We start from the raw sequence: 13,177 nt of genomic DNA on the forward strand, positions 1-13,177 counted from the left end.
CAACAAGGACGAGCGGATCTTCCTGCGCGCCGACAAGACGGTCGATTACGGCACCCTGATGGGCGTGATGGATAAGCTGCGGGCCGCGGGTTACCCCAAGGTCGCGCTGGTCAATCTCCAGGGCCAGGAAGAAGGCAGCGCGGCCGCTACGGCCCCCGTCCCCGCTGCTCCCGTCGCCGCCGTTCCCGCGCCCGGAGCCACGCCGTGAGCGATACGGCGGACATGGCGCAAATGGTTGACGGCGGTACGCTCCTGTCCTTCGCCGACTGGCGGACCGGGCAGCTTCGCCGCGAACGGCGGCGCGAGGTCGTGCGCTGGGGGGTATCCTTCGTCACCGTGCTGGCCGTGACGGGTGGCGTGGTGTTGTGGGTCATGCACCTGCCACCGCCCGTGATGCCGGTGCCCGAGCCGCCCCCCGCCGCGATCGCCATCGACCTTGCGCCCGAGCCGGTCTCCACCCCCACCCCGCCGACCGACGCCCCGGTCGGTCCGCAACAGACCGTCTCGGTGCCCGATCCGCAACCCGAGCCGCCGCCCAAGATCACCGCCCCGCCATCGCCCGCGCCCAACCCGCCGCTCGTGGTGCCGAAGGAGGAAAAGCGCAAGATCATCAAGAAGAAGACCAAGCCGACGCTGTTGCAGAAGAAGCCGATCCCGGACAAGACCCCGCCTGCCGAGGCCACCACGGCCCCTCCCTCGTCGGAGGCCCCGCCGGCGCCCGATCAGGCGGCCCCCGCACCGGGCGCCTCGTCGTCGCATGCCGCGCACGATCCGGTCACATGGCAGGGCGCGCTGCTGGCGCAGTTGGAAAAATTCAAGCGCTACCCGGCAGAAGCCCAGGCAGACCGGCAGGAAGGCACGGCCTATCTGCATTTCGCGATGGACCGCAAGGGTCATGTGCTGTCGGCCAATATCGAAACCAGTTCCGGCCACAGCCTGCTGGATCAGGAAACCCTGGCGCTGGTGCGGCGTGCCGAACCGCTGCCGGTCCCGCCCGACGAGGTGAAGGGCGACCCGATCACGCTGACCGTGCCCGTCGAATTCTACATCCACCCGAACTGATGTTTCCGCAGATCGTGAGAGGATCGCCTTCATGCTTGCCTTCCCCGAACATCGTCGTTCTCCGCCCGATATTCATCAGATCCGTCCCGGCATGGGCGCCGGCCGCGAACAGGTCCGCCGGTTGGAGGAATGCTGCCGCGAAGCCGGCCTGAAGATGACCGACCTGCGCCGCGTGCTCCTGCATGGCGTGCTGGAAGCCGGGCCCGGCGCCACCGCGGTCGGGATCTGGAAGACCATCGCGGCGATGATGACGGGGCACGCTCCCACCCAGGGCTCGATCCAGCGCAACCTGAACCTGCTGGTGGAGCATGATGTGCTGCGGCGCGAGGTCGGGCCGGACCGGGTCTGGCACTACCGGGTGCCCTCCGAGCGCAGGGTCGCCCCCCTGATCACTTTTGTCGAGGCCGGAACCGGCCGGAAAATTCCATGCGACGTAACGGAAATCGCAAGCCTGCTGCACCGCATCGCCGCCGAGCGCGGGCTGGCGGTGCAGGGGGCATCGGTTACGGTGGTTCCGGTCGGACTCTCATAGGCTGTCTGGACCATCGCCCTCCCGGTGATCCGGCACGCAGTGTCCGTGCTTCGGTGCGCGCGGGCACCTGGGGCGTGCATCGACACGGTGCAAACAGAAACGGTGGAAACAGAATCTGAGTCTTTCGGAACCGTTCGGTCTGGCTGGGGGAAACCCCCGTCTGTCGTGCGTCATGGGAAGAGTGGCCGCCTGGGCGGGATAGGTGTCGGGCGTTGAAAGTCATTGTCTGGTTCGTCCGTCACCCGGTGGCGACCATGCTGCTGCTGGTGTCGGCGGTCCTGTCCGGTCTGCTGGCGCTGCCGCGCCTGCCGGTGTCCGACCTGCCCGATGTCGATCTGCCGGTCATCTCGGTCACCGCGTCCCAGGCCGGCGGCTCGCCCGAGGTCATGGCCCGCACCATGGCCGCCCCGTTGGAACGGCGTCTGGGCAATATCGCCGGCGTGACGCAGATGGTCTCCACATCGTCGCGCGGGCGCACGCAGATTTCGCTGGGCTTCGCATTGGGGCGGGACCTCAACGGCGCCGCGCGCGATGTCGAGGCGGCGCTGCGGGCCGCGCGCATGGACCTGCCCACCACACCGGGGTCGGACCCGCAATATCATCGCGCCAATCCCAATGCGACGCCGGTGCTGATCCTGGCCGTCACGCCGGGCATGCAGCCGCTGTCCCAGCTTCATAATCTGGTCAATACCACGCTCCGCCCGATGCTTTTGCAGGTCCAGGGGGTCGGGGACGTCACGCTGGTCGGCAGTTCCGATCCGGCGGTCCGCGTAGCCATGAACCCGCTCGCCTTCTTCAAATACGGGATCGGGTTCGAGGATCTGCGCGCGGCCCTGGCCTCCGCCAATGCCCACACGCCCAAAGGCGTGATCGACCAGGGAAATCGTCGCTACCAGCTCGCGGTGAACGACCAGGCGGAACAGGCGGCGGCCTATCGCGACCTGGTCATCGCCTACAAGAATGGCCACCCGGTCAGGCTGGCCGACGTGGCCACCGTCACCGACAGCATGCAGGACGTGAACGCCGCCGCGTTTTTCGACGGCAAGCCGGCGCTGACGCTCATGGTCCGGGCCCAGCCGGGTGCCAATCTGGTGGGCATCGTCGATGCGGTGCGGGCGCGCCTGCCGCAACTGCGCACGCTGATGCCGCCCGGCGCCGATATCGCGGTGGCGCGCGACGGTTCGGCCGTCATCCGCTCCTCGCTGCATCATACGATGGTGACGCTGCTGCTGGCCTGCCTGCTGGCGCTGGGGGTGGTGTGGGCGTTCCTGCGGTCATGGACGGCCTCGATCGCGGCCGCGATCATCGTGCCCTGCGGCCTGGCCGCAAGCCTCGGGCCGATGAAGCTGGCGGGCTTCGGGCTGGACAATCTCTCGCTCATGGCCCTCACGGTGGTGACCGGACTGGTGGTCGACGACGCCATCGTGGTGATCGAAAACATCATGCGCCATCGCGCGCGCGGCCTGTCGCCGGAGGATGCCGCCATCGCGGGAGCAGGCGAGGTATTGTTCACCCTGCTGTCGATTACCGTGTCGGTGCTGGCGGTGTTCCTGCCGATCGGGCTGGCCTCGGGGCTTACGGGGCGGCTGTTCCGGGAGTTCGCCGGCACGGTCGGCATCGCGGTGATCGTGTCGCTGGTCCTGTCCTGCATGGCGACACCCTGCCTGACGGCGCTCTGCATGCGGCTGGCCGAGGCACGCGGCATCGGTGGGCGCAGGCCCCGTCACGCGGATGTCGCCGCCCTGCTGGCGCATGAAAAGCAGCGGGGCAGCCTGTATCGTCGGACATTGGCATTCTGCGTGGCGCATCCGGGCCGCAGCGCGCTGCTGCTTCCGCTGACGCTGGCGCTGGGTGTGGCGCTGTTCGTCCGCATGCCCAAAATCGTGTTCCCGCGTCAGGATATCGGGATCGTCTCCGGCGGCTCGCGCGCGACCGGCAGCTCCGTGGCCCAGACCAAGGCCCGGCTGGAGCGGTTCAGCCGCGTCCTGCTGGCCGATCCGGGCGTTGCGCATGTCATCGCCTATCTCGATACCGACGAGGGCAGCAGCCACGGCATGCTCTTCGCCACGCTCCGCGACCGTTCGACCGGGCGCGACCCCGCACCGGTCATCGCCGCGCGAGCGGCGGCCCGCATGGGGCGGGATATTCACGCCGAATACCATGCGCAGGCGCCGGGCAACCTGATGATGCGCGTGGGGTCGAACAGCAGCGGCCTCAGCTACATCCTGCGTAGCGACGACGACCGGCTTCTAAGCCCCGTCACCCGCCGGCTGGCACAGGCCCTGCGCCACCACCCCGAATTCACCACGGTCGATCCCGATATCGACCCGCCGGGGCAGGGGATCACGCTTGCCATCGACCGCGACACCGCCGCCCGCGTGGGCGTCACGCCGCAGGTGATCGGCCACACATTGTCCGATGCGTTGGGCCAGACCACGGCTTCGGTCGTCTACACGCCGCAGGGCCAGTATAACGTGGTGATGACGGTCCAGGACCGCTTCCTGCGCGACCCGGCCATCCTGCAGCAATTCTGGATCAGCCCCTCCGGCGGCTCCGCCTCGGGCCGTTCGGCTTCAAATACCGTCCGGGTCGCCACATCGGCCGCCGCCGGCACGGCCTTCCGCAACCAGATCGCCAACAGCCTGGCCGGCGGTGCCAATGTCTCGACCGGTTCGGCGGTGGCCACGGGGGCGGAAACCCTGGTGCCGCTATCGGTGGTCACCCGGATCACGCCCAGCCTCGACCCGGTGGCGGTCACCCATCTGGGCTACGCCAGTTCGGCGTCGCTGGCGCTGGAACTGGCGCCGGGCGTCAGCCAGTCGCAGGTCGAGACGATCATCGGCGCCGAGCGGCTGGCGCTTCACCTGCCCGATGCGGTCGGCGGCGAATTGCAGAGCGACGAGGGCGACCTTGGTCGGAACACCTACGATACCGAAATCCTGATCGGCGGCGCGATCCTCGCCGTCTATCTCACGCTGGGCATGCTCTACGAGAACGTGCTGCATCCCCTGACCATTCTCTCTACCATCCCCTCGGCCGGGGTCGGCGCGGTCATCGCGCTGGGCCTGTTCGGTCTGCCCTTCTCGGGCATGGCGGCCATCGCCATGCTGCTGCTGACCGGAATCTCGCTCAAGAACGCCATCCTCCTGGTCGATTTCGCCATCCATGCCGAACGTGCGCAGGGCCTGACGGAAAAGGAGGCAATCCAGCAGGCCTGCCTGCTGCGCCTGCGGCCGATCGTCATGACCAGTTGCGCCGCCGCCCTCGGCGCGCTGCCGCTGGTGCTGATGGGGGGCTACGGAATGGAACTGCGCCAGCCGCTGGGCATCGCGCTGATCGGCGGTCTCGTCGTCAGCCAGGCCCAGACCATGTTCACCACGCCGGCCCTCTATCTTCTGGTGGCCAGGATGGCGGCATGGGGCACTCGCCGGCCACGGGCGGCGGATCGGCGCATGAGCATGTAAAGAATCATGATTACAAAAGGATTTTTTCTCCTTCATCCCGTGCCGACACCTGCTGGTCGCCGAAACGATGGCCGATAATCTGCGCCCCGGCGCCGCATGGCGCGGCGGTGACCATAATGCCAGAGCGATTTGACCCAGCCAGGATCACAGGAAGCGATCGAATCACGATGGATGTTCGTATTAATAATATCCACATGACACCATGACTAAAGTCTGATCAAACGACAGGGCGTGATGATATGTCAGCGGGCCGCGATGTCACGACCTCATGGCCGGACCGGGCCCGCCCCGGCGTCCATGACGATGACGACATCCGCTTTGTGATGCATGTTGTAAAAGAGGTTGATCACCATGGCTGAATCTTCCAGGCCTGAATCCTCCGGGCGCGTGTCCGAAACACCCGTCGAGCCGCTGATCCTCGACCGCTGGTCGCCGCGCGCCTTTGCCGCCGCTCCGATTGCCGAAGCCGACCTGCTGGCCCTTCTCGATGCCGGCCGCTGGGCGCCGTCCGCCTATAATTCCCAGCCCTGGCGCTTTCTCTATGCCCGGCGGGACACACCCGATTGGGAGCGGTTCCTGTCCTGGCTGATCCCGTTCAACCATTCCTGGGCGCAGCATGCCTCGGCGCTGGTCTATGTCGCGTCGCACACGGTGACCAGCGCGGCGGGGCAGGCCGAGCCCGTGCCCGCCCCCACCCATGCCTTCGATGCCGGCGCGGCAGCGGTGCTGGTGCAGCTTCAGGCGGCCCGCGCCGGCTGGGCGACGCACCCGGTCAGCGGGTTCGACAAGGACGTCGCCCGTGCGGGTCTGGAACTGCCGGACGATTACGCGCTCAACGCGGCCATCGTCATCGGTCGCCAGGGGGCGGCCGACATCCTGCCCGAAGGGCTGCGCGCGCGTGAAACGCCATCGGGCCGCCGGCCGCTGTCCGACCTGGCGTTCGAAGGGCGGTTCCCGACCCAGACCGACGCATAAGGCCGACGCATGGACCGGCCGGGGGGCGGCTCTCAAGCCGCCCCCCGCCGAACATCGCGGGGCCTGACCGACGGCTTCCAACGGTTGAGCAGCAGGGAATTACTGACCACCGAGACGGAACTCATGGCCATCGCCGCTCCGGCCACGATCGGGTTGAGCATGCCCAACGCGGCCAAAGGCAACCCCAGAATATTGTAGATAAAAGCGAAAAACAGATTCTGCCGGATCTTGGACAGCGTGGCGCGCGAGAGCGAAATCGCATCCAGCACGCTGGTCAATTCGCTGTTCATCAGCACCACATCCGCCGTCTCCAGCGCAATGGCCGAACCGCCACCGATCGCGAAACCCACATCGGCCGCCGCCAACGCGGGCGCATCGTTGATGCCATCGCCCACCATGCCGACCACACCGCCCTGCGCGCGGTATCGCTCCACGCCCTCCGCCTTGTGGCCGGGCAGCACGCCGGCCAGATAATCGTCCACGCCGACCTGCTTCGCCACGATCGCTGCCGCGCGCTGGTTGTCCCCGGTCAGCATCACCACCCGGATTCCGGCCTGCTTCAGGGCGGTCACGGTCGCAACCGCATCCGGCCGCAGGCGGTCCGCAAGGGCGATATACCCCAGCACCCGCGCGGCGAGCGCCACGCCGATAACGGTCTTGCCCTCGCTTTCCAGCCGCCCGACCAGCGCATCGTCAACGGTCAGCCCGGCCTCCGCAAGAAACCGGGGCGAACCCAGGCGGGCAACGGCGCCGTCCAGCATGGCCGTAACCCCCAGCCCGGCGACGGCCTGAAAATCCACGACGACCCGTTCGGCACTATGGGCGGCCCGTGCATGGTCCACGATCGCGCGCGCCAGCGGATGTTCCGAATCCCGCTCCAGCGCGTAGGCCACATCCAGCAATTCGGCCTCACGGCTGCCCGGCGCGGGGTGCAGGTCGCTGACGGTCGGCCGACCCTGCGTCAGCGTGCCGGTCTTGTCCACGATGATGGTCGTCAGCTTTTCCGCCTGTTCCAGCGCGTCCGCATTGCGGAACAGAATGCCCGAACGCGCTCCCAGCCCCGTCCCGACCATGATCGCGGTCGGCGTGGCCAGCCCGAGCGAACAGGGGCAGGCGATCACAAGCACCGAAACCGCCGAAACCAGGGCCCATATGGCGTTCCCCGTCACCCCCCAGCCGGCGAGAAACGTAATCAGCGCCAGCGCCACCACGGTCGGGACGAAAATGTTCGAAACCCTGTCGGCCAGCCGCTGCACCCTGGCCTTGGACCCCTGCGCTTGCTCGACCATCCGTACGATATGCGCCAGCGCGGTATCCGCGCCCACACCGGTTGCCCTGGCCCGCAGCACGCCATTTTCATTCAGGGTGCCGCCGAAGACCCGGTCTTCGGGTTTCTTGAGCACGGGCATGCTCTCACCCGTCAGCATGGACTCGTTGATGTCCGACGCGCCCTCGATCACCGTCGCATCGACAGGCACGCTTTCGCCGGGGCGAATGACGACGATATCCCCCACCCGGAGATCGGCCACCGGCCGGTCGATCACATCGCCGCCGCTTTCGACATGCGCAACCGGCGGCTGAAGCTGAAGCAGGCGCTCGATCCCGGCGCTGGCCCGGTTCTTCGCCCGCGTCTCCATCAGTTTCCCGAGCGAGATCAGCGTGAGGATGGACGCGCTGGCCTCGAAATAGACGGGTTGATGAAGCTGGAACAGCACCACCACGGCGCTGAACCCGTATGCGATGCCGGTGCCCAGCACCACCAGCACATCCATGTTGGCCGAGCCCCCGCGCAGCGCATTCCACGCCCGCCGATACAGATGCCACGCACAGAAAACCTGCACGGGCGTCGCAAACACCAGTTGCAGCCAGCCGGGCATCATCGCCATATGCCCGGCGAGCATCCCCAGCATCTGCACGAAGAAGGGCAGGGAGAGGACCGCCGTCAGGATGAAGAGGTTGCGCTCGGCGATCCATGTCTCGGCGCGTTCGGCCTGCGGGTCCTCGCGCACGCCGTCATCCAGCCGTTTCGCGCCGAAACCGGCCTTTTCGATGCGGGTGATGAAGGTCTCGGGCTCCACGATACCGGGTACGAACACGATATGCGCACGCTCGGTGGCGAAATTCACGGCCGCCCGTGTCATGGGCAGCGTGTTGAGGATTTTTTCGATGCGGGCGGCGCAAGCCGCGCAACTCATGCCGGAGAGCGACAGGTCGATACTGCGTTCCGCGACATCGAACCCGGCCTTGCGCACGGCAGCGACGACGGAATCGATCGGCGTGGCCGGGTTTTCCAGAACGACCTGCGCGCGCTCGGTGGCGAAATTCACCGTCGCCGTCACGCCATCCTGCCGGTTCAGCACTTTCTCGATGCGGGCGGCGCAGGCCGCGCAGCTCATGCCGCCAACCTGAAAACTGACCGTTACCGACACTGTTTCTCTCCCCCGGAAATACGCTCTGGATATTATACCCCACCCCGGTATATTCAAGGGAATGATTGTAAACGCCGACAGGAGGCAGGACAGGCATGGCAACACAGCGTCGAAAGCCGGCAGCCGTCGACACCTGCACGGAGTGCGTGGTGGAGGCGGATGACACGGGCAAGCGCGTTCGTCAGCCGCAGAAAAAGGCCCTGGTCAACCGTCTGCGCCGGATCGAGGGGCAGATCGGCGGCGTGCTGAACATGGTCGAGAACGACCGGTATTGCGTGGATATCCTCATGCAGATTTCCGCCGTCAAATCGGCGCTGGACGGCGTCGCCATCCAGGTTCTGTCCACCCATGCCAGCGGGTGCGTGCGCAAGGCGGTGAGAGAGGATGGCGGCGAAGAGGCCATCGAAGAACTGCTCGGCGTCGTCAGGCGCATGCTGCGTTAGCACGCGCCCAACAGTCTCAGCGTTCCTGGGTCGCCGGCGGCGCGGTCTGCGCCGATGCCCCCATTGTCATGCCATGGCAGGCGGCACTCTGCTGCTTCATGGTCGGTGACAGGGTCTTGCCCTGCCTTTCCTGGCTTTCAAGGCTGGAACAGAGCGCCATCTGCTGTTCCATCGACATCCCGGCCATCGGGTCCGGCGCCTGCGTCGCAGACGACGTTTTCATGGAATCCATGGCCATGCCGGGCGTCATCCGCATCGGCGCGGCATGGGCCGTGCCGGCGAAGAGCGCGGCCATCATGGCGGAAAGAATATAACGCATCGAAATATCCTTGTTTCTTTTGTGAATATTCAAAACCAGCTTCGGATGCCGAAGGTAAAGCGAAGCGTGCCGGTCTCCCCGCCCTGATCGCGGACGATCCGGCGGCCCTGGGTCAGATGCCCCGCATAGGTCACGGCCACATAAGGCGCGAATTTCCGCCAGATCTCGTACCGCAGGCGCAGCCCGGCATCCACATCCGACAGCCCGGCGCCAACCTGCCGCTCGGCATCGGCCTTGGTGTACAGATTGAACTCGGCCTGCGGCTGAAGGATCAGCCGGTTGGTCAGCAGGAAATCGTAGGACCCTTCCACCCGGCTGGCGAAACGCCCCCGGTCGCTGACATAGGCCGTGGCCTGCAACTCGAACTGATAGAGCGCAAGCCCCTGGATGCCGAACGCGCCCCAGGTCCGGGTCGGCCCGTCATCGAGATCCGCCCGCACGCCGCCCTGAAGATTGAAATAGGTCGAGATCGCGCGGCTGTAGAGAATTTCGTGGTCCCCGTCGCCCAGCTTGCCGTTCTGGACCGTCCCTTCGGATTTGAGCCAGATCCGGTTGTAGTCCGTGCCGTACCAGGCTTCTCCATCCCAGCGAAAGGCAGAGCCGCCGGGCGCATACCGGCCTTCGAATTCGTCAAGAATGCCATGGAAATAACGGTCCTGGTCCATGACGGGCGGCATGTTGCCCAGATAGGCGACCGGCGTCGCGGAGGGCGCATCGGCGGCGACATAATGCGTGCCCGAACCCTGCGCCCACGCCGGCCCCGCGAGCAGAAACGGCATAAGCGCCGTCACCAGCAGCGCGCCCTTCATGCCACGATCACCGTGCGGAACATGCCAAGATCCATATGGTAGATGAGGTGGCAGTGATAGGCCCACATGCCCGGCACGTCGGCGGTCACAAGGTAGCTCAGGCGCGACCCCGGTTGGGAAATGATCGTGTGTTTGTAAGGGCGGTAATCCCCCTGGCCGTTTTCCAGTTCGCTCCATAATCCGTGCAGGTGGATCGGGTGCTCCATCATCGTGTCGTTGATCAGCGTAAAGCGCACCCGCTCGCCCAGTTTCAGCCGGATCGGCCCCGATTCTGAGAATTTCCGGCCGTTGAAGCCCCAGATATAGCGCTCCATGTTCCCGGTCAGATGCAGGATGATCTCCCGCGTGGGCGGGCGCGGATCGGCGCCCGGCCGGGTGGCTCTCAGTTGCTTGTAGGTCAGGACCCGCCGGCCGTTCTCCTCCAGCCCGTCTCCGGGGCTGCCCAGCCGGTCCACCGGCATCATGGCGACATTCTGGTTCTCGACATTGAGCGGCGGTGGTCCGGGGTCATCCACCTCCATCGCCGGCTTGGGCATGGGCATGTCGCCCATGGCGGGCATATCCCCATGCGCCATATCCATGCCGCCCGAGCCCGGCATGCCGGACATATCCATGTCCTTCATGCTCTCGCCGGGTTTCATGTCTCCCATGCCCATGTTTCCCATGCCCATGTCGATCATCGTGCGCACGGGCCGGGGGTCCATCGGCGGGATCACGCCGGCCATGCCCGCCCGCGGCGCCAGCGTGCCACGGGCAAAGCCGGTGCGGTCCTCGCTCTGCGCGAAAATCGTGTAGGCCCGGTCCTCCCTCGGTTGCACGATCACGTCATAGGTCTCGGCTACGCCGATCCGAAACTCGTCCACGGGCACAGGGTCCACGTCGTTGCCGTCGGCCTGCACCACCAGCATCTCCAGGCCGGGGATGCGGATATCGAAGAACGTCATGGACGCGGCGTTGATGAAGCGCAGGCGAACCCGCTCGCCGGGCCGGAACAGGCCGTTCCAGTTCATCTCGGGCGCATGGCCGTTGAGCAGATAGGTGTAGATGATCCCGCTGACATCCGAGATGTCCGTGGCGGCCATCCGCATCCGCGACCATGCCAGCCTGTCCTTCAGCGCGGCGATCGCACCGCCGGCCCGGCGCGCGTCTGCCGGAAAAGACGCGGCGGTACGCTGGCGGAAAGTATAGTAGTCATCCTGCATCTTCAGGTTGCTGACGATGTCCGACGGCGCCACGTCTGTCCATTCCGACAGCAGGATCACATAGTCCCGGTCACAGGGTTCCGGGGCCGGCTCGCGCGGGTCGATCACGACGGCGCCGTACAGTCCCTGCACTTCCTGCATGCCGGAATGGCTGTGATACCAGTATGTCCCGCTCTGATGGACGCGAAAGCGATAGGTAAAGGTCTCGCCGGGCCGGATGCCGGTAAAGCTCAGGCCCGGCACGCCATCCATGGCCGCGGGCAGACGGATGCCGTGCCAGTGGATGGAGGTGTCTTCGTTCTCCAAGCCGTTGGTCACGTTGATCGCAACGGTGTCGCCCTGCCGCCAGCGCAGGATGGGGCCGGGAACGCTACCCCCGATACAAGGCGCATTCAGGGATTTGCGGTCGATTTCGATGCGCGAACGGCCGACATTCAAATTCCAGGTCGCCGAAGCGGCGGGTGGCAGCACGCCCGGCGGCGTGGCCAGCGCCTGTGACGGGTGCGGGAGGGCGGCCAGAAGACCGCCAGCCCCCACACGCGCGACAAAACGGCGACGTGTCAGGCCGCCCGCCATGCGGGACGGTATGGACATAGCTAAGGATCCGCTAAAACAGTGTCAGAACAGGCCACCGGCAGATGGCAGGACGCAAGACGCCCGTCAGGCGTTCAGACAGCGCGGATTTTCGGTGGCCTGAAAGACGGCATCCCGTCAGTGCTGGGGGGGACGGCCAGACCGTACGCCACAAAGGGCTGCTTGCGCATTTCCGGTTGCAGCGCCGCCAGCAGAATCGTCGCCGGAGGCGAAAGATCGGTCGACGCGGCATGGACATGGCAGCATTTGTCGCTGTGGTGGTTCATGTCGGTGCAATGGTGCGTCACCATGGTGGCCCCGTGATGGTGCATCACCGGGGGCGCGTCCGCATGGGCAGGAACGAAGCCGACCAGCAGCCACACCTGCATCAGCAGGCAGGCCAGCAGACCTGTCGAAATCCGGGCATGTGTCCTGACCATCCAGGGCTCCTGTGCTCCGACGCGAAAACGCGGCTTCACCGGCCCGTATACCCTCTGGGGGCATACGGGGAAAGTCTTTTCCGGGGTCGGTTTCGCTCAGGCGTCCTTGCCGAACAGGGCCGTCAGGCTGGCCGAGCCGAGGGAATGGCTGTGCAGGAAGAAGCCGACCATGGCGCCCGAGGCATCGCTGGGTACGCTCAGCGTCTCGGTATCCAGCGCGTGGACGGTAAAGATGTAGCGGTGCGCCGGGCCGGGCGGGGGGGCCGCGCCGCCATAGACGTTGCCGCCGAAATCGGTGCGGGTCATGAACGCGCCGTCGGGCAGGTCCGCATCGCCCGATCCGGCACCGGCGGCCAGGGTGGTGACGGTGGCCGGAATGTTCACGGCTACCCAATGCCACCAGCCCGAGCCGGTCGGCGCATCGGGGTCGTACATCGTGATGGCGAAGCTGCGCGTGCCCTCGGGCGCGCCGCTCCAGGCCAGTGGCGGCGAGATATTGCCGCCACGATAGCCCATGCCGTCAAAGACCTGGGCGTCCGGCAGGCGTTCACCGTCCTTGAAGGCCCGGCTGGTCAGGGTGAATGTCATATGGGTCAGTCCTTCGCTTACCAGTTCTTGCTGACCAGCCAGAACTCTTCCGACGTCAGGGTCACGACGGCACCGCCGGCCGGGGATTCCGAGGCCGCTTCGGCCAGGGCGGCAATGCGCTGGACCATCAGCGTCTTGCGCACATGGGCTTCGGACGTTTCATCGCTGCTTTCCAGAACGGTCAGCGCCGATTTGCAGGCACGGGCGACGCGGGCGGCATCAAGCGCGGCATAGGACATGGGTCAGGCTCCGGTTTGCATTGCAGGGACGCCATTCTGACCGCCGCCGCCGCCGCTGTCCAACCGTCGCATCGTGCTGGCCACGCGGCGCCGGATTCCGTA

13 protein-coding genes are annotated in these 13,177 nt (G+C 66.4%); 6 read left to right on the forward strand and 7 right to left on the reverse strand.

What is annotated here, in order from left to right; genetic code table 11:
- The 5 genes from C7453_RS16000 to C7453_RS16020 all read left to right on the forward strand — a co-directional run.
- Positions 1 to 208 (forward strand): biopolymer transporter ExbD (locus C7453_RS16000; protein WP_245949099.1); only part of this gene is annotated, 208 nt, incomplete at its 5' end.
- The gene (locus tag C7453_RS16005) at positions 205 to 1,062 is read left to right on the forward strand and encodes an energy transducer TonB family protein (RefSeq protein ID WP_245949100.1); all 858 of its coding nucleotides are present in this window, start codon (positions 205 to 207) and stop codon (positions 1,060 to 1,062) included. The genes C7453_RS16000 and C7453_RS16005, both read left to right, overlap by 4 nt.
- A gap of 31 nt (positions 1,063 to 1,093) precedes the next feature.
- A complete protein-coding gene (locus C7453_RS16010) occupies positions 1,094 to 1,594 on the forward strand; it encodes a Fur family transcriptional regulator (RefSeq protein ID WP_114728803.1) in 501 nt (166 codons plus the stop codon).
- Positions 1,595 to 1,806: 212 nt separating this feature from the next.
- Positions 1,807 to 5,058 carry an efflux RND transporter permease subunit gene (locus C7453_RS16015; RefSeq protein WP_114728805.1) on the forward strand — a complete coding sequence of 1,084 codons (3,252 nt, stop codon included), beginning with the start codon at positions 1,807 to 1,809 and terminating at the stop codon, positions 5,056 to 5,058.
- A 351-nt stretch (positions 5,059 to 5,409) separates the two neighbouring features.
- Entirely contained in the window at positions 5,410 to 6,033 is a 624-nt protein-coding gene (locus tag C7453_RS16020) for a nitroreductase family protein (RefSeq protein ID WP_114728806.1), read from the forward strand.
- Between the two features lie 32 nt (positions 6,034 to 6,065).
- Here C7453_RS16020 and C7453_RS16025 read toward each other — a convergent pair whose 3' ends face one another.
- A complete protein-coding gene (locus tag C7453_RS16025) occupies positions 6,066 to 8,462 on the reverse strand; it encodes a heavy metal translocating P-type ATPase (RefSeq protein ID WP_114728808.1) in 2,397 nt (798 codons plus the stop codon).
- 95 nt (positions 8,463 to 8,557) lie between these two features.
- Between C7453_RS16025 and C7453_RS16030 the strand changes: the two genes are divergently transcribed.
- Positions 8,558 to 8,905, forward strand: coding sequence for a metal-sensitive transcriptional regulator (locus C7453_RS16030; protein ID WP_114728810.1), 348 nt, complete (start codon positions 8,558 to 8,560; stop codon positions 8,903 to 8,905).
- Between the two features lie 16 nt (positions 8,906 to 8,921).
- On the opposite strand, the gene C7453_RS16035 is transcribed toward C7453_RS16030, so the two are convergent.
- The 6 genes from C7453_RS16035 to C7453_RS16060 form a co-directional block, all read right to left on the reverse strand.
- Positions 8,922 to 9,224, reverse strand: a complete 303-nt coding sequence (locus C7453_RS16035; protein WP_114728812.1) for a hypothetical protein — start codon at positions 9,222 to 9,224, stop codon at positions 8,922 to 8,924.
- A gap of 29 nt (positions 9,225 to 9,253) precedes the next feature.
- Positions 9,254 to 10,033 carry a copper resistance protein B gene (locus tag C7453_RS16040; protein WP_174787990.1) on the reverse strand — a complete coding sequence of 260 codons (780 nt, stop codon included), beginning with the start codon at positions 10,031 to 10,033 and terminating at the stop codon, positions 9,254 to 9,256.
- Positions 10,030 to 11,829, reverse strand: a complete 1,800-nt coding sequence (locus tag C7453_RS16045) for a copper resistance system multicopper oxidase (RefSeq protein ID WP_114728814.1) — start codon at positions 11,827 to 11,829, stop codon at positions 10,030 to 10,032. Before C7453_RS16045 ends, C7453_RS16040 begins: the two co-directional genes overlap by 4 nt.
- 74 nt (positions 11,830 to 11,903) lie before the next feature.
- A complete protein-coding gene (locus C7453_RS16050; RefSeq protein ID WP_114728816.1) occupies positions 11,904 to 12,248 on the reverse strand; it encodes a hypothetical protein in 345 nt (114 codons plus the stop codon).
- A gap of 96 nt (positions 12,249 to 12,344) precedes the next feature.
- Entirely contained in the window at positions 12,345 to 12,836 is a 492-nt protein-coding gene (locus C7453_RS16055; RefSeq protein WP_114728818.1) for a kinase inhibitor, read from the reverse strand.
- Between the two features lie 17 nt (positions 12,837 to 12,853).
- Positions 12,854 to 13,075, reverse strand: a complete 222-nt coding sequence (locus tag C7453_RS16060) for a hypothetical protein (protein WP_114728820.1) — start codon at positions 13,073 to 13,075, stop codon at positions 12,854 to 12,856.
- Positions 13,076 to 13,177 lie beyond the last annotated feature (102 nt).

The sequence above is a fragment of the Gluconacetobacter liquefaciens genome (assembly GCF_003350405.1).
Lineage (GTDB): Bacteria > Pseudomonadota > Alphaproteobacteria > Acetobacterales > Acetobacteraceae > Gluconacetobacter > Gluconacetobacter liquefaciens.